This is a genomic window from Sulfuriferula sp. AH1 (assembly GCF_002162035.1).
Taxonomy (GTDB): domain Bacteria; phylum Pseudomonadota; class Gammaproteobacteria; order Burkholderiales; family Sulfuriferulaceae; genus Sulfuriferula.
Window position 1 is genome coordinate 587,179 of the sequence record NZ_CP021138.1, and the last position, 21,817, is coordinate 608,995.

Sequence of the window (21,817 nt, forward strand, 5' to 3'; positions counted from 1 at the left end):
GTTTTCAAGAATGAAGGAATTGCCATGAGTTGGTTTCAGAAAATATTGCGCCCCAAGATTAATCGCCGTCTGGCGGAAGACCCGAAAAAGGTGATGCCGGAGGGGCTGTGGAGTAAATGCCCATCGTGTGAGACAGTCCTGTATCGCGCCGATCTGGAACGCAATATGGAAGTGTGTCCGAATTGCGCCCATCACCACCGGATTGGTGCGCGTACGCGACTGAATATGCTGCTGGATACCGAAGGCCGGTTTGAAATCGGTGCGGAAGTGACGCCGGTCGATACGTTGAAATTCAAGGACAGCAAAAAATACAGCGATCGTTTGCTCGAAGCGCAACGCGCTACCAGTGAAAAGGATGCGCTTGTCGTCATGAAAGGCAAGGTAGTCAATGTGCCGTTAGTCGTGGCTGCTTTTGAATTCAAATTCATGGGCGGCTCGATGGGGGCGGTGGTAGGCGAGCGTTTTGTGCGCGGCATCGAAGTCTGCCTGCAGGACAAAGTGCCGTTCGTGTGTTATGCCGCCAGTGGCGGTGCCCGGATGCAGGAAGGCTTGTTCTCGCTGATGCAGATGGCAAAAACCAGTGCCGCGCTGACCAAGCTGGCGGAAGCCAAACTGCCCTTTATTTCCGTGCTGACCGACCCGACCATGGGCGGCGTGTCGGCCAGTTTCGCGATGTTGGGTGATGTGATCATTGCCGAACCGCGCGCCTTGATCGGCTTTGCCGGGCCGCGGGTGATCGAGCAGACCGTGCGCGAAACGCTGCCTGAAGGCTTCCAGCGCGCCGAATTCCTGCAAGAACACGGCGCAGTCGATCTGATTATCGACCGGCGTGAAATGCGCGAGCGTTTATCCAGCCTGCTGGCGATGATGCAGCGCAAATCAGCGGTAGCTTGATGAATTTAGCTCAATGGCTGGATTACCTCGAGGGGTTGCATCCGCAAGTCATTGATCTCGGGCTGGAACGGGTTGCGCAAGTCCGCGGGACACTGCTTCCGCTTGTGCGGACCCCGATCATTATCGTCGGTGGTACCAACGGCAAAGGCTCAACCTGCGCCTATCTGGAATCGATGCTGAGTGCCGCAGGCTATCGCGTCGGGCTGTACACGTCGCCGCATCTGCTGCGCTACAACGAAAGAGTGCGCATCGCGCAGACCGAAGTCAGTGACGCCGCGCTGTGTGCAGCATTCGCTGCCATAGAGGCGGCGCGTGGCTCCGTATCGTTGAGCTATTTTGAATTCGGTACGCTGGCAGCGATGTGGCTGTTTGAACAGGCGGCTGTCGATATCGCGATTCTCGAAGTGGGGCTGGGCGGCCGTCTGGATGCTGTCAATGTATTTGATGCCGATTGCGCCGTGATTACCAGTATCGACATCGATCATACCGAATATCTGGGCACCACCCGCGAGCAGATCGCGCGAGAAAAGGCGGGTATTTTCCGTGCCGGGCGTCCGGCAGTCTGTGGCGATGTTGCCCCCCCCTCCGTGTTGCAGGACGAAGCGAGGCGTCTGGGTGCCGACTGGCGGGCAATTGGCGAGGCATTCCAGTTCCGCAAGCAGGTGTCGGGCTGGGATTATCAGGGTGTCCAGCATTATCGGAATTTGCCGCTACCCGTTATGCGCGGCGATTATCAGTTGAATAATGCGGCCACAGCGATTGCCGCTCTGGAAAGTCTGGCGCCTGTTTTTGCGTTGAAGGAGCATGCAGTGCGCGAAGGTTTGCTGCATGCCCGAGTACCTGGGCGATTCCAGATCATGGCTGAAAAGCCGCAGCGTATCCTGGATGTCGCGCATAATCCGCATGGGGCGAGCGCGCTGGCAGCCAATCTGGCGCAGACCCCGGTATCCGGCAAAACTTACGCGGTGTTTGCGATGCTGGCAGACAAGGATATCGCAGGGGTTGTCGCTGCCATGTCCGGTGTGGTCGATGTCTGGTATATCGCCGGGCTGGATGTGCCGCGTGGCGCGCCAGCGGAGATGATACAGAATGCATTGACCGCGGCCGGCATCAGCGAAGTGCTGGCGATGGACAATGTGGAATCCGCCTGGACTTTTGCCTGTGAACAAGCACGGGAAAATGATAGAATATGCGTCTTTGGTTCCTTTTATACCGTCGCCGCCATCCTGCGATTGATAGTCGGCTAATTAGGAAGCTCATGTATGGCCATTCAAGCCACGTCTGAAGAACAGCTGCGATTGAAAAAGCGTGCACGGCAACGTCTGTTGGGTGCAGCGACTTTGTTAATCGGCGCCGCGATCGTCTTGCCGCTGGTGCTCGATCAGGCACCCCGTCCCTTGAATTCCGATATTGCGATCAATATGCCGGGCTTGGCGGCTGCTTCTACTCCTGCGGTTGCAGCGGCACCCGCTGTCCCGGCGGTAGCGGCCGCAATTTCGGTTCCGGCGGTTAATTCCGGGACAGACAAGTCCGAATCGGCAACGAAAGCGGACACAGCCCAGACATCTGCCGACCCCGCGCCTGCCGATGCCGCGCAGCAGAAACAGATCGCCGAAGCCAAACAGACACAGCAACAGGAAGCACAGCGCAAAGCTGACGAAGCCAACGTGGCTTTGGCGGCGGAAAAAGCCAAACAGGCGCAGCAAGTGCAACTGGCGCACGATAAGGAAATGGCACGCCAGTCTGCACTCGCCGCAGAAAAAGCCCAGCAGGCAGCGAAAGCCAAGCAGGCAGCGGCAATCCCGCCCGCATCCCAACCAGTTCCCGCCAAGAGCAATCTTCATACGGATGCGCCTGCCAGCCACTACGTTGTGCAATTGGGCGCGTTCAGCAGCGCCGACAATGTACGGCAGCTTCGCGAGCGCTTGAATGCGGTGGGAGTGACCACATATACAGAAAACCTGCCGAGCGGCGCGACACGGGTGAGGGCCGGTCCCTTTGCCGAACGCGGGCAGGCCGACAAGGTGCTGGCCAGGATCAATGCTGCGGGTGTGCAGGCACAAATCGTGCCGCTGGCGCACAAATAGAGCGAAATCGTGACCGGTTTCGATTTCGTGGTGTCAGGTATCGTGGGATTGTCGATGCTACTCGGCATTATGCGTGGTGGCGTCAAGGAAATATTATCGCTGGCTGCCTGGGTAGTGGCCTTCATCATGGCCAAAACCTTTGCCGATGCAGCGGCAGGCTGGATGCCTGCGATGATCAGCAATCCGGCGTTGCGCTATCTTGGCGGGTTCATTCTGGTGTTCGTCATTGTCATGGCAGTGGCGATGTTATTGAGCCTGTTATTGGCAGAATCGCTCAAGGCAGCTGGCCTGGGCGTCATGGACAGACTGCTGGGGCTGGTATTCGGCGCAGCAAGAGGCATGGTAATCGTGCTTACGCTGGTGCTGCTGGCGGGTTTGACCGCATTGCCGAAAACCGGGTTGTGGCAGCACGCACTGTTCGCGCCTTCTTTGGTCAAGTTGGCAGTCATGGTTAAGCCGTGGTTGCCTGATAGTTTGGTTCAACACATACAATTTTAGGGTCTTCCTATGTGCGGCATAATCGGCATCGTTTCTCATACTCCCGTCAACCAGTTGCTCTACGATGGTCTGCTGGTATTGCAGCATCGCGGACAGGATGCTGCAGGGATAGTCACCGCAGAGGGTAACGTGTTCCATATGCATAAGGCCAACGGCTTGGTGCGCGACGTGTTCCGTACCCGCGATATGCGCAATCTGCTGGGTAATTCCGGCATCGGCCATGTACGCTATCCTACCGCAGGCAATGCCGCTTCAAGTGCCGAAGCACAGCCGTTCTATGTGAATTCGCCTTACGGCGTCGTGCTGGCGCATAACGGCAATCTGACCAATACCGATCAGCTCAAGGAAGATTTGTTCCGGCTGGATTTGCGCCACGTCAACACCAGTTCCGATTCCGAAGTGCTGCTGAATGTGCTGGCGCATGAACTGGTTGAAGTCGGCAATACCGACCGCCTCAGCGTTGACCGCATCTTCAAGGCTGTGAGCGGCGTGCATCGCCGTTGTCGCGGCGCCTATGCCGTGGTGGCGATGATTGCCGGGCATGGCTTGCTGGCGTTCCGTGATCCCTATGGTATCCGCCCATTGATTATCGGCAGCCGTCAGACCGAAATGGGCACCGAATACATGGTAGCGTCCGAAAGCGTGGCGATCGATGCGCTCGATTTCAAGGTGCTGCGCGACGTGGCGCCTGGCGAAGCCATTTATATCGATGCCTTTGGCAAGCTGCACAGCCAGCAATGTGCGGACAATCCGCAATATTTCCCCTGCATCTTCGAATACGTCTATCTGGCGCGCCCGGATTCCGTGATAGACGGTGTTTCGGTCTACGAGACCCGGCTGCGCATGGGCGAGCAACTGGCAGAAAAGATACGCAAGCAATGGGCGCATCTGCGCATTGATGTGGTGATCCCGATCCCCGATACCAGCCGCCCCAGCGCGCTGCAATTAGCCAACGCTTTGGGACTGTCTTACCGCGAAGGTTTCATCAAGAATCGTTATATCGGCCGCACTTTCATCATGCCCGGCCAAGCGATGCGCAAGAAGTCGGTACGCCAGAAACTCAATGCGATCGGCATGGAATTCAAAGACAAGAACGTCCTGCTGGTCGATGACTCCATCGTGCGCGGCACGACCAGCCGCGAGATCGTGCAAATGGCACGGGATGCCGGCGCCAACAAGGTGTTCTTCGCATCGGCTGCGCCGCCGGTGCGGTTTCCTAACGTGTATGGCATCGACATGCCTACGCGCCAGGAATTGCTCGCCACCGGACGCACCGATGAAGAGATCGCGCGCGAGATCGGTGCGGATGCGCTGGTATACCAGGATATCGATGCCCTGATCGAGGCGGTGCGGGAGATCAACCCCGCCCTGCAGCACTTCGATACCTCGTGTTTCAATGGCAAATACGTAACCGGCGATATTACTGCGGAGTACCTCGATCTGATCGAATCCATGCGCTGCGGTTCGGATAAGGGCAGTCAAAGCCCGGACACCTTGCAGCTGGACCTGAATCTGGCTCGGGGCAACTAGGAGTCTGCTGAACTGATTGACGGATAACGAGCCAGCAGTTTAATATGATTACGCGCCGATTTGAAACAGCTTGCGGGCGCATTACAAATACTGCTAAAGCGGCATAACCCGTTTTGGCTGGCATGGTCGAAGCGGGTTTTTTATTAGGAGCAGAAAATGGATAATGAAGATTACGACATAGAAACCCTGGCGGTACGCGCCGGCATCAGCCGCAGCCAGTTCAATGAGCACAGTGAAGCACTGTACCTGACCTCCAGCTTTGTGTTCAACAATGCGGCCGAAGCCGAGGCGCGATTCCGCGGCGACCAGCCGGGCAATATTTACGCGCGCTTTACCAATCCTACCGTCACCATGTTCGAGCAGCGGCTCGCCGCGCTGGAAGGCGCCGAGCGTTGTGTCGCCACCGCTTCCGGCATGTCCGCCATCCTGGCGACGGTAATGGGCTTGCTGTCGGCAGGTGATCATATCATCGCTTCGCGCTCCATCTTCGGTTCGACGGTACAGCTGTTCAATAACATCATCGGGCGTTTTGGCGTGGAGACGACCTTCGTGTCGCCGACCGATATCGGCGAATGGCAGGCAGCGCTGCGTCCCAACACCAAGCTGTTCTTTGTCGAATCGCCGTCCAATCCGTTAACCGAGGTGAGCGACATCAGCGCGCTAGCGGCGCTGGCGCAGCAGTCCGGCGCCAGGCTGGCGGTCGATAACTGTTTCTGCTCGCCGGCGCTGCAGCGGCCATTGGCGCTGGACGCGGATATCGTGATCCATTCCGCGACCAAGTATCTGGACGGACAAGGACGCGTACTCGGCGGCGCAGTGCTGGGCAATCATCAGTTGCTGGAAGGTGTGTACGGCTTCTTGCGCACAGCCGGCCCTACCTTGAGTGCGTTTAACGCCTGGATATTCCTGAAAGGACTGGAGACGCTGAAATTGCGCATGGATGCGCATTCGGCATCGGCGTTGATGCTGGCGCAATGGCTGGAAGCGCATCCGCAGGTCGAGCGCGTGTATTACCCCGGTCTGCCGTCCCATCCGCAGCACGAACTGGCGATGCGCCAGCAGCGTACAGGCGGCGGTATCGTCGCCTTCGAAGTCAGGGGCGGCAAGGATGCGGCATGGCGAGTGGTGGACAGCACCCGCATGATTTCCATCACCGCCAATCTTGGCGATGCCAAAACCACGATCACGCACCCGAGCACGACGACGCATAGCCGTCTGACTGCAGAGCAGCGCGCCAGTGCAGGTATACGCGACGGCCTGCTGAGGGTGGCGGTGGGTTTGGAATCCATCCGCGATATTCAGAACGATCTGGCGCGAGGACTCGATGCGCTATAAAAATTTGGGTCGGGGATTGGCCGGGTTGTGCGCATCGATATGCGCTGTATCGGCATGGGCAGCAGCAGCGACCATGTCGGAACTGAACTATCAGGACGCCGATCCGGGTACGGCCGCATATCGTACGCGGATACTGGTGACCCCGGATTATTTGCGCATGGATACGGGTAACGATAACGGCGATTTCGTACTGCTCGATCGCGCCAGCGGCGAGTTGCTGAACGTGATTCGCAGCGAACAGCGCGCGTACCGCTATGAGAGCAAAATAGTACGGCTGAGCAAGCCGCAGCCCTGGAAAATTACGCAAACGGTCAAGCAGTTGGCGCCGACTACCCGGCGCTTTGCCTGGGCGGTGAATGGCAAGACCTGCGGGCAAGTAACCGCCGCGGCAACCTTGCTGCCGGATACGGTCAAGGCCTTGCAGCAATACTGGAAGGCGCTGGCGCCGAGTCAGGCGCAAACCTGGCAGCGCACACCGCCGGAAATGCGCGATGAATGCGATCTGGCGCGTTATGTACTGGATATCCCGCGCTTGTTTCAGTATGGCTTGCCGCTGGAGGATATCGCCAGTGACGGACGCACCCGTCGCTATGAATCCAACCGGCAGCTACCGATGCAGGCGGATTTGTTTGTCGTGCCCAAATCCTATCAGACAGTCAGGCTGGCGAACTGACAAGTGTGCGCATCGCAGCGCAAATAGCCGCCGTTGTCATACCAGTCAGGCAGTACCCAGCGCTGGCAAGCGCGACCGTCGAGGCTGACGGTGTGTTGCGCCGACCGGTGTGTATGGCCATGGATAAGGCGCGGATAATGATGCTGGCGCAATATCTCACGCACCGCGTCGTCGTTGACGTCCATGATCTCGGTGGACTTTTCCTGTTTATCTGATTCGCTTTGCGCACGTGCCTGTTGTGCCATGCTGATGCGGGCTGCCAGCGGTTGGGCGAGGAACTGGTTTTGCCAGTTCGGATCGTGCACCTGCGTGCGAAAAGCCAGATATTTCACGTCATCGGTACACAGTGTGTCGCCGTGCATCAGCAAGGTAGGGGTACCGTACAGATTAACCAGAGCTGGGTCGGCAAGCAGGGTCGCATGGCAGGCGCTGGCGAAACGTTCCGCGATCAGGAAATCGCGGTTGCCGTGCATGAAATACACGTTTACTCCGCTGTCGGCCAATTGGCGCAGTTCCCGGCATACCTGCTGATTGAGCGGGGCATCCAGCGTGTCGTCGCCCAGCCAGTATTCAAACAGGTCGCCCAGAATATACAGCGCATCGGCATGAATCGCGGTCTGTTGCAGGAAATCGAAAAACAGCCGGCTGATTGCAGGCCGGCTGTCGCTCAGATGCAAATCCGAGATGAACAGGCTGTGTGCGCTGTCTTTGACCGACACTGTTACACCACCTCGGCACGTTCGATGACGACGTCTTCGACAGGCACGTCCTGATGTCCCGCCTTGTTGCCGGTTTTTACTTTCTTGATCTTGTCGACCACATCCATGCCTTCAACGACTTTGCCGAATACGCAGTAGCCGAAGCCTTGCGAAGTAGGCGCGCTGAAATTGAGGAAGCTGTTGTTCTTCACGTTGATGAAGAACTGCGACGAAGCGGAATGCGGATCGGGTGTGCGTGCCATGGCGACGGTGTAGTTGTCGTTGGTGAGACCGTTCGCTGCCTCGTTCTCGATTTGCGCGTTGGTTGGTTTCTGTTTCATGCCAGGTTCGAAACCGCCGCCCTGGATCATGAATCCGTCGATGACGCGGTGGAAAACGGTGTTGTCATAAAAACCGCTGTTCACGTATTCGAGAAAATTGGCGACCGTTTTTGGTGCCTTTTCTGCGTTGAGTTCCAGAGTGATGACGCCGAAGTTGGTGTGAAGTTTGACCATGATATGTAATCCCGTGTGGTTGAAAAAGAAAGGTTAAGCGCCGTTTTCGGCAACGATTTTCCAGATGCCGTTATGTTGCACCCAGTACTGCCGCTTGTGCGTGACATTGCTGAGGTTGTTGCTGCGGTAGCTCTGATCGAAGCTGACCATGTACATGTGTTTCTGCCCCGGATATTCGAATATGCTGACTTTCGACAAATCGACCTTGATCCAGGTTTTGGTCTGATTGACGCGTCGCTTGCCTGCGGCCCATTCATTCAGTCTGGTGCCATTGGCGGTAAAATCGGCAGCGTAATGGCGCAAGTATAACGCGGTATTGCGGCTTTCCCAGTCGCGGCGCCAGGCCTCGACCTGACGCATCAGTGCATCCTTGTCTGGCTCTGCAGTCTGCGGCTGTACCCATTTGATGTGGCCGGTGATCACCACCGGCGTCACGCCTGGCGTCAGGTATTTGCCGAGTTCGTTCAAATCGTTGTTGGTTAGCACCACGCAACCGTCGCTGGCCTTGGGCGGGCGGCTGTAAGTGCTGCTGACCGTGCCGTGCAGCCAGATGCCATGACCCAGATTGCCCTGTTTTTCATCCCAGTCATTGGGGAAATTGAGCGGGAACGCAAAGCTTCCGTACAAGTCGGGCAGCTTGCTGCCTTCCAGTTTCTGGGTGATGTAGTACACGCCGAGCGGCGTCCGCCCGTCACCTTCACGGGTTTTGTCGATGCCGTTTTTGCCGATGGTGACATAAAAATCGGCAACGTTGTTCAGCCTGCCATCCTGATTCTGGAAAACATACAAGCGCGACTTTGACGTGTCAACGACGATGGCTGCCGGAATGCTGGCGTCGAGCTGCAGCAATTGCTCCGGAATCATGCCGACGATCGGGCGATCGATATAGCTGTTCAGGCGTGCGCGTGCTTCGTCACGCAGATCATTGAGCTTGGCGGCAGGTGCATTGACATTGCCTATGGTAGTCAACGGCTGGGCGCGTGCCAGCAACAGATCGCCGTAGATGAGTTGAGCCAGATGGAAATCCGGATGCAGATGAAGCAGGTTCTCGATCTGCCGGAGTGCAACGTCCAGACGGTTCTGCTGGATGGACAGTAGCGTCTGCGCCAGCAGGGAGTCGGTATAGTTTCTCGGTGAAACCACCATGGACCGGGTATGGGAGTCAAACGGCATCCCCGCCATGGCCAGTTTTTCATCGGCTTGCGTCGTTGCGGCACTTACACTGCAAAGCAGGAGCATGGCGACGGTGTATTTACCTAACATGGCTGATACAGCAACGAATTAACGTGACCGCTCCTCGGTAATCAGCCATTTTCCACCAGACTTGGTAAGTTCCAGTATCTTGTGCGCGGTCGTGCTCAGGCGATCGGAGCGATAGCTCTGTTTGAAGGTCACCGTAGCATGATTGCTGTCATCGCTGGCTACACTGATATCGGATAATGCCACTTCGATCTTCTTCGGCGCGGTGATGCGTTGCCGGCGCGTATTCTCCCAGCTGCTGCGCGATTCGCCCTTGGGCGGCTTGAATTTTGGTGAGTAGGCTGCCAGATACGCATCCACATTTCTGCTGGCCCATGCATGGGCCCAGGCCTGTACTGCCTCTTTTGCGCCGCTGTTGTCGACTGGCGCCGGTGTGGGGTCTGATGGCGCCGGCCTGGCTTCGACCGGTTTGGCAACAGCTACGACGGCAGCCGGTTTGACCTTGCTGTTGTTGTTGTCGCTGACTCGGGCGATCGTCGGCGCCCTGCGTCCGCTGAATAATTCCTTGATAAGCGAGAGCTTGGTTTGCGCAGAAGCGTTGTTGTTATCCAGTTGCAGCGCTTTATCGTAAGCGATGGAGGCCATTTTGGCGTAAATGTCACCCAGATTCTCATGGGCAGTGGCATAGCTAGGATGGGTGTGAATCGCCATTTCCAGCGCGTTTTTCGCCTTTTCGTACTGACCCTGTGCGGCATACAGCACAGCCAGGTTATTGTACGGTTCCGGCAGTTCCGGGAAATCTTCGGTCAGGCCGGTAAATACCTTGATGGCTTCGGCGTTCTTGTTCTGTTCGGTGAGTATCAGGCCTTTAAGGAAACGGGCTTGAGCGTCCTGCGGATTTTTGCTGATGTAAGTATTGACCCGGTCAAGGGCGGGAGCATATTGACCTTGTTTGAATAAGTTATTGATTTCTTGAAATTCCGTGTTCGGAGCAGCATAAGCCAGAGCCGCGTAACCGGTGACGACAGCGAATAACAGCGCAAAAAGGGGAGTTCGTTTCATTATGATATACTCGACCGACCACTAATCAGGGGGTTCAATTCTAGCAAGAACTCGCGCTGATTCAAAATATTACCTTTTATTTTTGATCGATTATGCTCACAATTTATAATTCATTAGGGCGTGAAAAACAGCCATTCGTAGCAATTACTCCGGGACGGGTTCGTTTGTATGTTTGCGGCATGACCGTTTACGATTATTGCCATCTTGGGCATGGCCGCGTCATGGTCGTGTTCGACATGATCACGCGCTGGCTGCGGGCTTCCGGCTATGAGGTTGATTATGTACGCAATATTACCGATATCGACGACAAGATCATCAAACGCGCAGCGGAGAATAACGAGCCTGTCAGTGCGTTGACCCAGCGCTTTATCACCGCCATGAACGAAGATGCGGCCGCGCTGGGCGTATTGCCGCCTACCCATGAGCCGCGTGCCACCGATTTCGTCAAGCAGATGCAGGCCATGATCGCCGTGCTGATCGAACGCGGCCTGGCTTATCCGGCGCCCAACGGCGACGTGTATTACGCCGTGCATGAGTTTGCCGGCTACGGCAAACTGTCGGGCAAATCGCTGGATGAGTTAAGGGCGGGCGAGCGGGTCGAGATCGACCAGAACAAGCGCGATCCGCTGGATTTCGTGTTGTGGAAAGCCGCCAAGCCGGGCGAGCCGTCGTGGGAATCGCCGTGGGGTCTCGGGCGGCCGGGCTGGCATATCGAATGTTCGGCGATGGGCGAGCATTATTTGTCCGAGCATTTCGACATCCATGGCGGCGGTCAGGATCTGCAATTCCCTCATCACGAAAACGAGATCGCCCAGTCCGAAGGCGCGCATGGCTGCACGCTGGCGAATTACTGGATACATAACGGCTTTGTGCGCGTGGACAATGAAAAGATGTCCAAATCGCTGGGCAACTTTTTTACCATCCGCGAAGTGTTGACCCGGTACGATGCGGAAACGCTGCGCTTTTTCATCGTGCGCGCGCAATATCGCAGTCCGCTGAATTATTCCGATCACCATCTGGATGATGCCAAACAGGCATTGAACCGGCTCTACACCGCATTGCGCGACGTGCCCGCCGCAGAGGTCGAGATCGAGTGGCAGTCCCCGTATGCCGCACGCTTCAAGGCCGCGATGGACGACGACTTCAATACCCCGGAAGCAATTGCCGTGCTGTTCGATCTCGCCACTGAAACCAACAAGAGTAAGTCGGCGCAGACTGCCGGTTTGCTCAAGGCGCTGGGCGGCGTGCTCGGCTTGCTGCAGAACGACCCTGCCGCCCATTTGCAGGCCCTGACCAGCAGCACCTACAGCGCCGAACAGATCGAGCAGCTCATTGCCGACCGCGCCGCAGCACGCAAGGCGAAGAACTTTGCCGAGGGCGACCGTATCCGCCAGCAGTTGCTGGATGCTGGCATCGTGTTGGAAGACAGCGCGCAGGGCACCATCTGGCGGCGCGATTAAGGACAGGGTGAATATCCAGTGATGTCGCAATTGCATCTTACCGAGCAGATCAAGTTTCTGGTTGGCCTTTTCGCCATCCTCAACCCGCTGGGCGCCATCCCGATTTTTCTGAGCATGGCGGCCGACCGGCGCTCGCAGGAAATGCATCGCACCGCCGCCAAGACTGCGGTCGCAGTGACCGTCATCCTGATTCTGGCGTTATGGGCGGGTGACAGCCTGCTCGGTTTCTTCGGTATCGGCATCCCCGCGTTCCGCATCGCCGGCGGCTTGCTGGTGCTGATGATCGCCGTGGCGATGTTTCACGCCAAAGTCAGCCCGGCGCGGCATACTGATGCCGAGGAGCTCGAAGCCGAATCCAAGGTCGATATCTCCGTCGTGCCGCTGGCGATCCCGCTGCTGGCCGGCCCCGGCGCGATCAGTCTGGTCATCGTCGATGCGCATCAGGCCGCGGGCCTGCTCGACAAGCTGTTTTTCAGCCTGTCGATCACCCTGATCGGCGCGGTGGTGTGGCTGGTGCTGCGTCTGGCCGAGCCTATCGGCGAATATCTGGGCACCGCCGGGCTGAATATCGCCACCCGTGTCATGGGGCTGATCCTCGCCGCAATGGCGGTGCAATTCATGGTCGACGGCCTGGTAGTGCTGCTGCCCGGCCTGGCCCATTGAGCTTATGTCTGAACTGATCGTATCCCCGCACAACACCCACTTCAAGGCACTGAAAAAGCTGGCCGAATCCGCCAGCACCCGGCGCGAACTCCGCCAGACCCTGCTCGATGGCGAACACCTGCTGCTGGCCTATCTCGCCGCCGGTCATGTTCCGCGCCAGATCATCGTCGCCGAATCCGCTCAGCATCATCCGCTGCTGGCGCAACTGCCGCAAGTACCTGTGCTGCGACTGGCAAACGGCCTGTTCAACACACTGTCGCCGGTCAAAACACCGACCGGCCTGATGCTGCTGATCGATATCCCGCCAGTTACAGTGCCGGATCAGCCGCAGTTCATCGTGCTGCTCGAAGCCATCCAGGACCCCGGTAACCTCGGCGCCATGCTGCGTAGCGCCGCCGCAGCCGGGGTAGAGGTCGTGTACCTGTCCACCGGCTGCGCCGACGCATGGTCGCCCAAAGTGCTGCGCGGCGGCATGGGCGCGCACTTCGCCACCCAGATCATCGAGCATTCTGACTTGATAGCCGTGGCGCAAGCTTTCCCCGGCAAAGTCTGCAGCACCGCGCTCAACGCCCCGCAAAGCCTGTTCGCCGCCGACCTCACCGGGCCGATAGCATTTGCCGTCGGCAACGAAGGCACCGGCCTCAGCGCCGAACTGCGCGCCGCCGCGAGCCACGAATTCAGCATCCCTATGCCCGGCAACGTTGAGTCGCTGAATGCGGCAGCGGCGCTGGCGGTGTGTGTGTTTGAGCGGGTAAGGCAGACGACGCTGGGTTGATGGGAGTACCTTGATTTTGGCGCGTTACCGCAATTTCGATTATTGCTTGCCATAGGGGAGAATATGGCGTTTAATTTATTCCAGACGTGATTATTTAGTGCGAATGTTGTCATATTTGGCACGTAATATGTCACGAACATCTAATTTGGACTAGTGGTGTTTTTATCGAGAAAATTAGGATGTGCCAAAATTTTATCATCAATAAATTCAATTAATTGCGAAATAAATCCCAGCTTATACACCTTGAAGGTGCTTTTACCGGCGTTTTTTAGGGTGTCTACTTTACGTTGCACGCAATAGGTGGCTCCGATTTGGCAACCGATGATTTTATACCTAAAGTCGAGGCTATATAAAGGGTTGCCAAATATGGTACGGTGCAAAGCGTTGCACGTACCGGTGTATAACGCGAGCGTTGATGCACACGGTCGATGCAACGCTTTGGTTTATTCATATTGGAGAGGGTGTTTTTTGCCGAAGATGCTTATCAAATACCAGGTTGTTATGTGCCGCCACCTCTCACGTCCAACGGTTCGTCCAAGCACACTCGCCGCCCTATGGGCGTCAAGGTGCTTAACTCAATTACGTTGCACGCAATAGGTGGCTCCGATTTGGCAACCGATGATTTTATACCTAAAGTCGAGGCTATATAAAGGGTTGCCAAATATGGTACGGTGCAAAGCGTTGCACGTACCGGTGTATAACGCGAGCGTTGATGCACACGGTCGATGCAACGCTTTGGTTTATTCATATTGGAGAGGGTGTTTTTTGCCGAAGATGCTTATCAAATACCAGGTTGTTATGTGCCGCCACCTCTCACGTCCAACGGTTCGTCCAAGCACACTCGCCGCCCTATGGGCGTCAAGGTGCTTAACTCAATTACGTTAGGGGTCTCCAATACATGGGAACAGTTCGCATCATCGTTAAAAATATGCAAGCAAGCGATTACTCCAATCTTGGAGTTCCCATTACCTTGCGTCCCGGTGATAATGAAATCGATGTGCTTCATTGGCTTAATCTCCGAAATCATTTGAAAACTCAAATTGAGGGTGGTTTTGTTTCCGTGGATGATGGTGAAGCAGTAGCTATTGAATCGTTTAAACAGGACTGGTTCATCAGGTTTGAGTCGCTTGGCGCTCCCTCTGTTGAGGCCGCCACCGAATCTGGAGAGCTTTCTAAAGGTGCATTGAAACAATTTGCAACCGAGTGGCTTTTGTCAAAAGAAGAATCACGCAAAGATGAGAGCTTGTCTATTTCACGCAAAGCATTGGCAGCCTCAGTAGAGGCTAATTCGCTAGCGGCTGTCGCATCGCGTAAAGCTGAACGAGCAAATAACATTGCGATAATGGCAATTATTTGTAGTGCCGCAGCCGCACTTATTGCCGCTTGGATAACAGTTAAATTCGGTAAGTAATACATGTCACTAACCCCTAACCTTTCAGTCCACGGGACTGCCTTCGGCAGCCCGTGACTTCTACGTTAGGTATTTCTCTCTCAAGGATCATCGCGCAATGCTCAACAAATCATTTTCAATTCGCGCTACATCAGTAGTCCTCTTTGCCCTTGCTTCTTTCGCCGCAGTCGCAAAACCAGTGCTTGTCTATCAATTCGGAAGCAATGGAAAGGTAATTGGCATCAATGCCCTAGTTGGCATCGAGGAGCCAATGGTTGAAATCGGTGACAACTGCGATCAAAGAATTGCTGATCTTGTTGTAGATGACGTTGTTTATGAAAGGTCGAGTGAAACAATCTCTGGCTTTCGTGCCAAGAAGCCAGCACCGAATGAAATAAACGCTCTATTCACTATCGATAGCAAAGCAGTTTATGGTGCATTGCCTAACGCCTCTCGGCGAGACGTACAAAAGATTATTAGCAAAGGCTCACGCCTCATAGTTGTTTATCAGGTGTGTGGCAGTGGTGGATATTTCTCCGTGCGTGACATCTTCAAAAAGGGTGCCGTTAACAACCCATGACATCTCTTACAAGCACTGCTATGCCCCTAACCCGGTGGGCGGAGTAAGCCTGCTGTGTCGCGGAATGGTAATGGGTGCTGTCATCGAAAAATCCACGATTCTGTTGCGGCTCCCATATAGCTCGTGGCTCTACAACATATCGACAGGCGGCAAAACATATGATCGTTAAAGGAGGGGAAACATGGAAGTTTTTTTATTAGCTGTTCTGCTCGGCCTCATTCCAGCGGTAATCGCCAAGGGCAAAGGGCGTTCATTTGGCCTTTGGTGGTTCTATGGTGCTGCGCTGTTTATCGTGGCCTTACCGCACTCGCTCATCATGAAAGCAAATATTCAAGCTATTGAGCATCAGCAACTTTCAGAAGGTATGCAGAAATGCCCGCACTGCGCTGAGTTCATAAAGGCAGATGCCAAGGTGTGTCGGTACTGTGGGCGCGATGTTCAGCCCTCGGTCTAACAATGACATGGTGTTACAACAAGATGTGGGGTTCCAAATGAAAAAGATAGTTACCGTCGTTATGTCGCTACTCTGTTCTAGCGCATTTGCATTTGACATTAATGGGTACTGTCGCCAGGTCGCCGATGCCGTTGGCGGAAGTTACCAAATTGAGGAACAATGCCGCCAACAAGAGCGTCAGGCTCAATCAAGCCTATCTCGGAAGCAAATACCACCCCGAGTCGAAAGCTATTGCAGGGAGGTTGGGCAAGCCGTAGGGGGCAGTTACCAAATCATGGGTACTTGTGTCCAACAGGAACTCGCTGCAAAAGCGCGGCTACGCTGAAACGAGACCTCGTATCATCCCCCTACCTGCCTTCCTGAAGACGAAAGTATTAAACTATCAGTCGTGATTGAGCAGGCTGAGTCGGGAGACATCGGCGAGACTTTAGGTCAGTCCCATCGGGATTAAACCTGTGGGTCAGATAGGTGCCCCGGCTCATTTCACGTTTATCACAAACCGAACGGTAACTTAGGTCGGCTTGGCTACTTGCCAAGTCAGAACCTGCATACGAGGAAGGTTAAAACGATGAATCAGGCCATGCAAGTCATTTCCACCTTTGTGGGTATCGATGTCTCCAAACGTAAACTGGATATTGCCGTACTCTTGAACGGCAAGATTAAATCCAAAGTCGTAGCCAACGATCCATCCGGCTTTGCCCAACTGGATAACTGGCTGCGCGAACGTAATATCAGCCATCATAACGCACACCTCTGCCTTGAAGCGACCGGCTCTTACAGTGAGCAGGCCGCACTGGCCTTGGTCAGCTATGGTTGGATCATCAGTGTCGTTAATCCTGCGCGTATCAAAGGTTTTGCGCAGAGCGATCTGGTGCGCAACAAAACCGACCGGGCCGATGCCGCGCTACTCGCACGGTTCTGTGCGGCCATGCGCCCCAGCGTCTGGATGCCACCCAGCCCCGCCTATCGCCAACTACGTGCCATGGTGGAACGTCTGCAAGCGCTGAAAGACATGCACCAGCAAGAAGCCAACCGATTGGAAGCGCATCACGCCAGTGGGGAAACCACAGTTCTCCCCAATATTGAGAGCCATATTGCCTGGCTAGCCAAAGATGTCAACGCCGATTTAAAATTGATACAGTTTTGTAATGAGCGCCGATTCAAATTTGATACACCCCCATTTAATTTTCCTGGCAATTATTCGGTCGGAGCAGCCGCCCGTTTACCCTTTACCATTCCTGCCGCACGCTGATTTTTGAGGCGGTAGCTCTCGCCGGCAATCGGCACGATACGTGCGTGATGCAGCAGGCGATCAAGCAGCGCAGCGGTCAATGTGGCATCCCCAGCGAAAGTCGCATCCCATAGTCCGAACGGCAGGTTACTGGTAACGATCAAACTGCCTTTTTCGTAGCGTGCCGCGATCACCTGGAAGAACAGGTTGGCCTGCTCGCGAGTCATCGGCAGATACCCGATTTCATCAATGATGAGCAGGCGATGGCTGTTGATGGCCCTATGCATGACGCTTTTGAGCTGATTCTGCATGTGTGCGGTGGTCAGTGTCAGCAGCAGATCAGCCGCAGTGGTAAAGCGCGTCTTGATGCCAGCCTGCGTCGCCCGATAACCCAGCGCCATTGCCAAATGGGTTTTGCCCACGCCCGAGGGGCCGACGAGTACCACATTCTCATTACGCTCTACAAAGCCCAGCCCGGCCAGTTCTTCGATCTGGCTGCGTTTCACGCCTAGTGCAAATTCATAATCGAAGTCATCCAGCGTCTTGATCGCCGGGAAGCCGGCCAGGCGGGTGAGCATGTTCTGCTTTCTCACGTTGCGTCCCGCCGCCTCGGTTTTGAGGAGTCCTTCCAGGAAGTCGCTATAAGCGGTTTCCTGTTGCGCGGCATCCTGCGCGGCGCCTGAGTATGCCTCAGCCACGAACGGCAGATTGAGCAGCTCGCATAGCGTCAACATTCTTTCGTGCTGAAGGTTCATACCGTTACTCCCTGCTCATCGCGGATTTGCTCAAGTAGCCGTTCGTACACCGCCAGTGGGTGTTGCGCAGGCGATGCCTGTGCGATCCGCTCGATGACCACCACCGGTCGTGCTGCCTGCCCGGTAGTCACTATTGGGGTTGCTATCTCACGCTGAGGGCGCGCCGCCCGGATGTCGCCACGCCAGGGGCTGGGTATCGCTTGCAGACATTCTTCCAGTAAACGTTGGGCGGGACGAATTTGTGTCGTGCCATGGATGCGTTCATTGGCGATGTCTTTTAACCAGCGACGGACCTGGGCATTGGCCGTCATTGCATCCAGGGTCAGCCCGGCCTGTTTGAGCTGTGCCACCAGCGGCACGTAAAACGAGCGCCGCAAATAGCCGTTGAAGCGCTCGACCTTGCCCTTGGTCTTGGCCCGATACGGACGGCACAGCTTGATCACGAAGCCACAGTGGTGCGCCTAATCGAGAAACCCGGCGTGGAAGCGATGCGCACCTTCACCCGTAGTATCACGCTCGATCACCACGGTCTTCATGTTGTCGTACAGTATGCGCTTGGTGACGCCGCCAAATGCCTCGAAGGCATGCTGGTGGCACGCGATTAGCGTTTCCACTTTCATGTCGGTGACGAACTCGACAAAGCTCGCCCGGCTGTAGCCCAGCGTCGCGCAGAAGTCGTAGAGCGGGTTTTTACCTTTGCGAAACTCAACCCAATCAACTTGCGTCTGCTCGCCCGGCGCCGTCTCGAACCGAACAACAGAATCGGCCGGCACAGCCGGCTTGAGACCATGCATATACGCGCGTAGCTGGCTGTGGCTGCCGGTATAACCCAGTGCCTTGATCTCGCGCAATAATACCGTTGCCGGTATCCACGCCGGATGGGCTGCTGCCTGGCGTTCCCGCAAGTAGTCATGCAACGGGGACAGCTTTGTTACACCTAATGGGTTGCGCTGGTACCGGGGTTTCATATCCGATTTCAGATGGCTCCGAACGGTGTTCACTGCACACCCAACTTCTTCGGCAATCTTGCGCAAGCTCATGCCATGTTTCCTCAACAATTCAATTTCCACATACACCTCGTCTGTGATCATGGCCGAATCCAAAAATCCGGCCATCTTCTCAAATCGGTGTATCAATTTTCAATCGGCGCTCTGTATCAATTTACATCCGGCAGTGACAAAAGAGATCGCCGAGTTGCAACGTACCATCAACGATCATATCAACGGCCATCCCGAACTGAAGCAGGATGCCGACCTGATTGCCAGTATCCCTGGTATAGGTGAAGTGACGGTGGCCAAGGTGCTGGCGTATGCAGGCGATATCCGACGTTTTGCCAACGGCAAGGCTCTGGCAGCCTTCATCGGTGTATCGCCGCGTCAGCGGCAATCTGGCAGTTCAATCAAGGGGCGCACCATGATTTCCAGAACCGGTCATGCGGATTTAAGAAAGGCCTTGTATATGCCGGGTATGGTGGCGCTACGTCATAACACAGTGCTACAGGCGTTTGGGGAAAGAATGAAGGCCAACGGCTTGGTGCCGAAAGCGGTTATCGGGGCGGCAATGCGCAAACTCGTCCATATCATCTATGGCGTGGTGAAGTCAGGCAGGCCGTTTGATGCCAATTTCGCGAATAGGGGGCTTGCTTTTCAAGACGGTATCTCGTATAGGGGCGGCCCATACCCGCTAAATTGCTTTCCAGGAAGGCCCCGGCGTTTGGGACCGAACTCTGGTTCTTGGCAATCTTCCATTCTTTGCCCTTTCGGGCGTTGCATGTCAGTAGATTCCCCGCTTAATAGCTTGTACAGATTCTCTGCGCCATGTCTCGTTTTTATCCATGCGCTCGAACAGCGCTCTGCCCGCTTCATGCTCGAATTGTTTGATTTGAATGGGTATCACGGATCAGGTCAATGTTGTTCCTTGCCTGTGTGGACAAGGCTCATGCCTGAATTACTGCCCCCGAAAATCTTGTATGGATGGGGAGTCGTATGAGCGAAGTCATGTTTTATATTAAATTTTAATAAAATATTATAGTAAATATATTTAACTTTTATTAAGCAAACATTTCCTCCACAATGGATTCAGCCGTCGGAACCTAGATGACGGTTCCAGCAGAATTTTTCAATTTATAGTACTAAGGAGAGCAAACATGGCCGCAAAAAAGTATGAGGCAGGTGTTAAGGAATATCGACAGACCTACTGGATGCCGGAGTACGCACCTTTGGATTCGGATATCCTGGCCTGCTTCAAGATCACTCCGCAATCGGGCGTAGACCGGGAAGAAGCTGCTGCGGCAGTGGCTGCCGAGTCCTCCACCGGTACCTGGACCACTGTGTGGACCGATCTGTTGACCGATATGGATTATTACAAAGGCCGCGCCTATCGCATAGAAGATGTGCCGGGCGACGACACATGTTTCTACGCTTTCGTTGCTTATCCGATCGATTTGTTCGAAGAAGGCTCCGTTGTGAACGTATTCACCTCGCTGGTGGGTAACGTGTTCGGCTTTAAAGCGATCCGCGCATTGCGTCTGGAAGACGTGCGCTTCCCCTTGCACTATGTGAAGACCTGCGGTGGTCCTCCTCATGGTATCCAGGTCGAGCGCGACAAGATGAACAAATATGGTCGCCCTCTGTTGGGTTGCACCATCAAGCCCAAGCTGGGTCTGTCTGCGAAGAACTACGGTCGCGCTGTTTACGAGTGCTTGCGCGGCGGTCTGGACTTCACCAAGGACGACGAGAACGTCAACAGTCAGCCGTTCATGCGTTGGCGTGACCGTTTCCTGTTTGTGCAGGATGCGACTCTGGCTGCGCAGGCCGAAACCGGCGAGCGTAAAGGACACTACCTTAACGTTACCGCCCCGACCTGCGAAGACATGATCGAGCGTGCCGAATTCGCCAAGGAAATCGGCGCACCGATCATCATGCACGACTACATTACCGGTGGCTTTACCGCTAATACCAGTCTGGCCAACTGGTGCCGCAAGAATGGAATGTTGCTGCACATCCACCGTGCCATGCACGCTGTGCTCGACCGTAACCCGCACCACGGTATCCACTTCCGTGTTCTAACCAAGATTCTGCGCCTGTCTGGCGGTGATCACCTCCACTCCGGTACCGTTGTCGGCAAACTGGAAGGCGACCGCGAAGCAACGCTGGGCTGGATAGACTTGATGCGTGAGTCGTTCATTCCCGAAGACCGCTCGCGCGGCATCATGTTCGATCAGGACTGGGGTTCCATGCCTGGCGTAATGCCTGTCGCATCCGGCGGTATTCACGTTTGGCACATGCCGGCGCTGGTCAACATCTTCGGCGATGATTCCGTTCTGCAGTTTGGTGGCGGCACACTTGGCCATCCTTGGGGTAACGCCGCGGGCGCTGCTGCCAACCGCGTCGCGCTGGAAGCCTGCGTTGAAGCGCGTAATGAAGGTCGCGAGCTGGAACGCGAAGGCAAGGAGATTCTCACCAATGCAGCCAAGGACAGCCCTGAACTCAAAATCGCTATGGAAACCTGGAAAGAGATCAAGTTCGAGTTCGATACCGTGGACAAGCTGGACGTGGTCAACCGCTAATCCCGGGGCGACAGCCCTGGAGGCGTAAACGAAAACCGTAGCGGTGTGCGGGCGAAAAGCCCGTACCGCAAAAACTGAAAGGAATAAGGAAATGGCTGATATTCAAGATTACAACTCGACTCCGAAGTACGAAACCTTCTCGTATCTGCCGGCCATGACGCCGGACAAGATACGCCGGCAGATTGCCTATGTCATTAGTCAGGGCTGGAACCCCGGCATTGAGCACGTTGAGCCGGCACGCGCGAATGCTTACTTCTGGTACATGTGGAAGCTGCCCATGTTCGGTGAGCAGTCGGTAGATACGGTTATCTCTGAACTGGAAGCATGTCACCGTGCGCACCCGAACCATCACGTGCGTCTGATCGGTTACGACAACTACTCCCAAAGTCAGGGTAGCTCCTTCGTGGTGTTCCGCGGGCGCTAAGTAGATTTGCCAGGTAGGTTTGAAA

At 55.5% G+C, this 21,817-nt stretch carries 22 protein-coding genes and 1 pseudogene; 17 read left to right on the top strand and 6 right to left on the bottom strand.

What is annotated here, in order from left to right; translation table 11 throughout:
- The first annotated feature begins 24 nt into the window (after window positions 1-24).
- The 7 genes from accD (at window position 25) to CAP31_RS03015 (ending at window position 7,017) form a co-directional block, all read left to right on the top strand.
- A complete protein-coding gene (gene accD / locus CAP31_RS02985) occupies window positions 25-894 on the top strand; it encodes an acetyl-CoA carboxylase, carboxyltransferase subunit beta (RefSeq protein WP_087446176.1) in 870 nt (289 codons plus the stop codon).
- Window positions 894-2,141 (top strand): bifunctional tetrahydrofolate synthase/dihydrofolate synthase, encoded by a 1,248-nt coding sequence (gene folC / locus CAP31_RS02990; protein ID WP_087446177.1) that lies wholly within the window; start codon window positions 894-896, stop codon window positions 2,139-2,141. The genes accD and folC overlap by 1 nt, the downstream gene beginning before the upstream one ends.
- Before the next feature lie 15 nt (window positions 2,142-2,156).
- Window positions 2,157-2,981: an SPOR domain-containing protein gene (locus CAP31_RS02995; RefSeq protein WP_087446178.1), complete on the top strand. Its 825-nt coding sequence runs from the start codon at window positions 2,157-2,159 to the stop codon at window positions 2,979-2,981.
- Between the two features lie 9 nt (window positions 2,982-2,990).
- On the top strand, window positions 2,991-3,479 hold the full coding sequence (locus CAP31_RS03000) for a CvpA family protein (protein WP_087446179.1): 489 nt from the start codon (window positions 2,991-2,993) through the stop codon (window positions 3,477-3,479).
- Window positions 3,480-3,488: 9 nt separating this feature from the next.
- Window positions 3,489-5,009 carry an amidophosphoribosyltransferase gene (purF, locus tag CAP31_RS03005; protein ID WP_087446180.1) on the top strand — a complete coding sequence of 507 codons (1,521 nt, stop codon included), beginning with the start codon at window positions 3,489-3,491 and terminating at the stop codon, window positions 5,007-5,009.
- A gap of 156 nt (window positions 5,010-5,165) precedes the next feature.
- Window positions 5,166-6,344: an O-succinylhomoserine sulfhydrylase gene (locus tag CAP31_RS03010; RefSeq protein WP_087446181.1), complete on the top strand. Its 1,179-nt coding sequence runs from the start codon at window positions 5,166-5,168 to the stop codon at window positions 6,342-6,344.
- A 73-nt stretch (window positions 6,345-6,417) separates the two neighbouring features.
- Window positions 6,418-7,017: a hypothetical protein gene (locus CAP31_RS03015; protein ID WP_087446182.1), complete on the top strand. Its 600-nt coding sequence runs from the start codon at window positions 6,418-6,420 to the stop codon at window positions 7,015-7,017.
- Here the strand turns inward: CAP31_RS03015 and CAP31_RS03020 are convergent.
- Genes CAP31_RS03020 through CAP31_RS03035 form a run of 4 tightly spaced genes read right to left on the bottom strand, consistent with a single transcriptional unit; the run spans window position 6,993 to window position 10,492 of the window.
- The gene (locus tag CAP31_RS03020; protein WP_087446183.1) at window positions 6,993-7,736 is read right to left on the bottom strand and encodes a UDP-2,3-diacylglucosamine diphosphatase; all 744 of its coding nucleotides are present in this window, start codon (window positions 7,734-7,736) and stop codon (window positions 6,993-6,995) included. The two genes, CAP31_RS03015 and CAP31_RS03020, sit on opposite strands and share 25 nt — an antisense overlap.
- A 2-nt stretch (window positions 7,737-7,738) precedes the next feature.
- On the bottom strand, window positions 7,739-8,230 hold the full coding sequence (locus CAP31_RS03025) for a peptidylprolyl isomerase (RefSeq protein WP_087446184.1): 492 nt from the start codon (window positions 8,228-8,230) through the stop codon (window positions 7,739-7,741).
- A 33-nt stretch (window positions 8,231-8,263) separates the two neighbouring features.
- Entirely contained in the window at window positions 8,264-9,493 is a 1,230-nt protein-coding gene (locus CAP31_RS03030; protein WP_087446185.1) for a murein L,D-transpeptidase family protein, read from the bottom strand.
- A gap of 18 nt (window positions 9,494-9,511) precedes the next feature.
- Complete coding sequence (locus tag CAP31_RS03035; RefSeq protein ID WP_087446186.1) at window positions 9,512-10,492, bottom strand: tetratricopeptide repeat protein; 981 nt, start codon at window positions 10,490-10,492, stop codon at window positions 9,512-9,514.
- 92 nt (window positions 10,493-10,584) lie between these two features.
- Here CAP31_RS03035 and cysS point away from each other — a divergent pair, with 92 nt between their 5' ends.
- The 7 genes from cysS to CAP31_RS03080 all read left to right on the top strand — a co-directional run bounded on the left by cysS (window position 10,585) and on the right by CAP31_RS03080 (window position 17,066).
- Entirely contained in the window at window positions 10,585-11,952 is a 1,368-nt protein-coding gene (gene cysS / locus CAP31_RS03040; protein WP_087446187.1) for a cysteine--tRNA ligase, read from the top strand.
- A 21-nt stretch (window positions 11,953-11,973) separates the two neighbouring features.
- Complete coding sequence (locus CAP31_RS03045; RefSeq protein ID WP_087446188.1) at window positions 11,974-12,615, top strand: MarC family protein; 642 nt, start codon at window positions 11,974-11,976, stop codon at window positions 12,613-12,615.
- A gap of 4 nt (window positions 12,616-12,619) precedes the next feature.
- Window positions 12,620-13,390, top strand: a complete 771-nt coding sequence (locus tag CAP31_RS03050; RefSeq protein WP_087446189.1) for an RNA methyltransferase — start codon at window positions 12,620-12,622, stop codon at window positions 13,388-13,390.
- Window positions 13,391-14,288: 898 nt separating this feature from the next.
- On the top strand, window positions 14,289-14,801 hold the full coding sequence (locus CAP31_RS03060; protein WP_157662634.1) for a hypothetical protein: 513 nt from the start codon (window positions 14,289-14,291) through the stop codon (window positions 14,799-14,801).
- Window positions 14,802-14,898: 97 nt separating this feature from the next.
- Complete coding sequence (locus CAP31_RS03065; protein WP_087446192.1) at window positions 14,899-15,360, top strand: hypothetical protein; 462 nt, start codon at window positions 14,899-14,901, stop codon at window positions 15,358-15,360.
- A 181-nt stretch (window positions 15,361-15,541) separates the two neighbouring features.
- On the top strand, window positions 15,542-15,814 hold the full coding sequence (locus tag CAP31_RS03070) for a zinc ribbon domain-containing protein (RefSeq protein WP_087446193.1): 273 nt from the start codon (window positions 15,542-15,544) through the stop codon (window positions 15,812-15,814).
- Between the two features lie 568 nt (window positions 15,815-16,382).
- Window positions 16,383-17,066, top strand: coding sequence for a transposase (locus tag CAP31_RS03080; RefSeq protein ID WP_087446195.1), 684 nt, complete (start codon window positions 16,383-16,385; stop codon window positions 17,064-17,066).
- On the opposite strand, the gene istB is transcribed toward CAP31_RS03080, so the two are convergent.
- The gene (istB, locus tag CAP31_RS03085; protein WP_087446196.1) at window positions 17,012-17,800 is read right to left on the bottom strand and encodes an IS21-like element helper ATPase IstB; all 789 of its coding nucleotides are present in this window, start codon (window positions 17,798-17,800) and stop codon (window positions 17,012-17,014) included. The genes CAP31_RS03080 and istB overlap by 55 nt on opposite strands.
- Window positions 17,797-18,891, bottom strand: a pseudogene (istA, locus tag CAP31_RS03090) (IS21 family transposase). The gene istB and the pseudogene istA overlap by 4 nt, the downstream one beginning before the upstream one ends.
- Between istA and CAP31_RS03095 the strand changes: the two are divergent.
- The 3 genes from CAP31_RS03095 (at window position 18,890) to CAP31_RS03105 (ending at window position 21,792) form a co-directional block, all read left to right on the top strand.
- Window positions 18,890-19,789: a transposase gene (locus CAP31_RS03095; RefSeq protein ID WP_157662635.1), complete on the top strand. Its 900-nt coding sequence runs from the start codon at window positions 18,890-18,892 to the stop codon at window positions 19,787-19,789. The pseudogene istA and the gene CAP31_RS03095 overlap by 2 nt on opposite strands.
- Window positions 19,790-19,946: 157 nt before the next feature.
- Window positions 19,947-21,368 carry a form I ribulose bisphosphate carboxylase large subunit gene (locus CAP31_RS03100; RefSeq protein WP_087446197.1) on the top strand — a complete coding sequence of 474 codons (1,422 nt, stop codon included), beginning with the start codon at window positions 19,947-19,949 and terminating at the stop codon, window positions 21,366-21,368.
- 91 nt (window positions 21,369-21,459) lie between these two features.
- Window positions 21,460-21,792, top strand: a complete 333-nt coding sequence (locus tag CAP31_RS03105; protein WP_087446198.1) for a ribulose bisphosphate carboxylase small subunit — start codon at window positions 21,460-21,462, stop codon at window positions 21,790-21,792.
- Window positions 21,793-21,817 lie beyond the last annotated feature (25 nt).

Coding starts and splice junctions, on each gene's coding strand:
- CAP31_RS03065 (WP_087446192.1), top strand. CDS start 14,899: ATGCTCAACAAATCATTTTCAATTCGCGCTACATCAGTAGTCCTCTTT.
- CAP31_RS03050 (WP_087446189.1), top strand. CDS start 12,620: ATGTCTGAACTGATCGTATCCCCGCACAACACCCACTTCAAGGCACTG.
- CAP31_RS02995 (WP_087446178.1), top strand. CDS start 2,157: ATGGCCATTCAAGCCACGTCTGAAGAACAGCTGCGATTGAAAAAGCGT.
- CAP31_RS03060 (WP_157662634.1), top strand. CDS start 14,289: ATGGGAACAGTTCGCATCATCGTTAAAAATATGCAAGCAAGCGATTAC.
- CAP31_RS03070 (WP_087446193.1), top strand. CDS start 15,542: ATGGAAGTTTTTTTATTAGCTGTTCTGCTCGGCCTCATTCCAGCGGTA.
- CAP31_RS03100 (WP_087446197.1), top strand. CDS start 19,947: ATGGCCGCAAAAAAGTATGAGGCAGGTGTTAAGGAATATCGACAGACC.
- CAP31_RS03105 (WP_087446198.1), top strand. CDS start 21,460: ATGGCTGATATTCAAGATTACAACTCGACTCCGAAGTACGAAACCTTC.
- istB (WP_087446196.1), bottom strand. CDS start 17,800: ATGAACCTTCAGCACGAAAGAATGTTGACGCTATGCGAGCTGCTCAAT.
- cysS (WP_087446187.1), top strand. CDS start 10,585: ATGCTCACAATTTATAATTCATTAGGGCGTGAAAAACAGCCATTCGTA.
- purF (WP_087446180.1), top strand. CDS start 3,489: ATGTGCGGCATAATCGGCATCGTTTCTCATACTCCCGTCAACCAGTTG.
- accD (WP_087446176.1), top strand. CDS start 25: ATGAGTTGGTTTCAGAAAATATTGCGCCCCAAGATTAATCGCCGTCTG.
- CAP31_RS03095 (WP_157662635.1), top strand. CDS start 18,890: ATGGCCGAATCCAAAAATCCGGCCATCTTCTCAAATCGGTGTATCAAT.
- CAP31_RS03080 (WP_087446195.1), top strand. CDS start 16,383: ATGAATCAGGCCATGCAAGTCATTTCCACCTTTGTGGGTATCGATGTC.
- CAP31_RS03035 (WP_087446186.1), bottom strand. CDS start 10,492: ATGAAACGAACTCCCCTTTTTGCGCTGTTATTCGCTGTCGTCACCGGT.
- CAP31_RS03025 (WP_087446184.1), bottom strand. CDS start 8,230: ATGGTCAAACTTCACACCAACTTCGGCGTCATCACTCTGGAACTCAAC.
- CAP31_RS03010 (WP_087446181.1), top strand. CDS start 5,166: ATGGATAATGAAGATTACGACATAGAAACCCTGGCGGTACGCGCCGGC.
- CAP31_RS03030 (WP_087446185.1), bottom strand. CDS start 9,493: ATGTTAGGTAAATACACCGTCGCCATGCTCCTGCTTTGCAGTGTAAGT.
- CAP31_RS03045 (WP_087446188.1), top strand. CDS start 11,974: ATGTCGCAATTGCATCTTACCGAGCAGATCAAGTTTCTGGTTGGCCTT.
- folC (WP_087446177.1), top strand. CDS start 894: ATGAATTTAGCTCAATGGCTGGATTACCTCGAGGGGTTGCATCCGCAA.
- CAP31_RS03015 (WP_087446182.1), top strand. CDS start 6,418: ATGTCGGAACTGAACTATCAGGACGCCGATCCGGGTACGGCCGCATAT.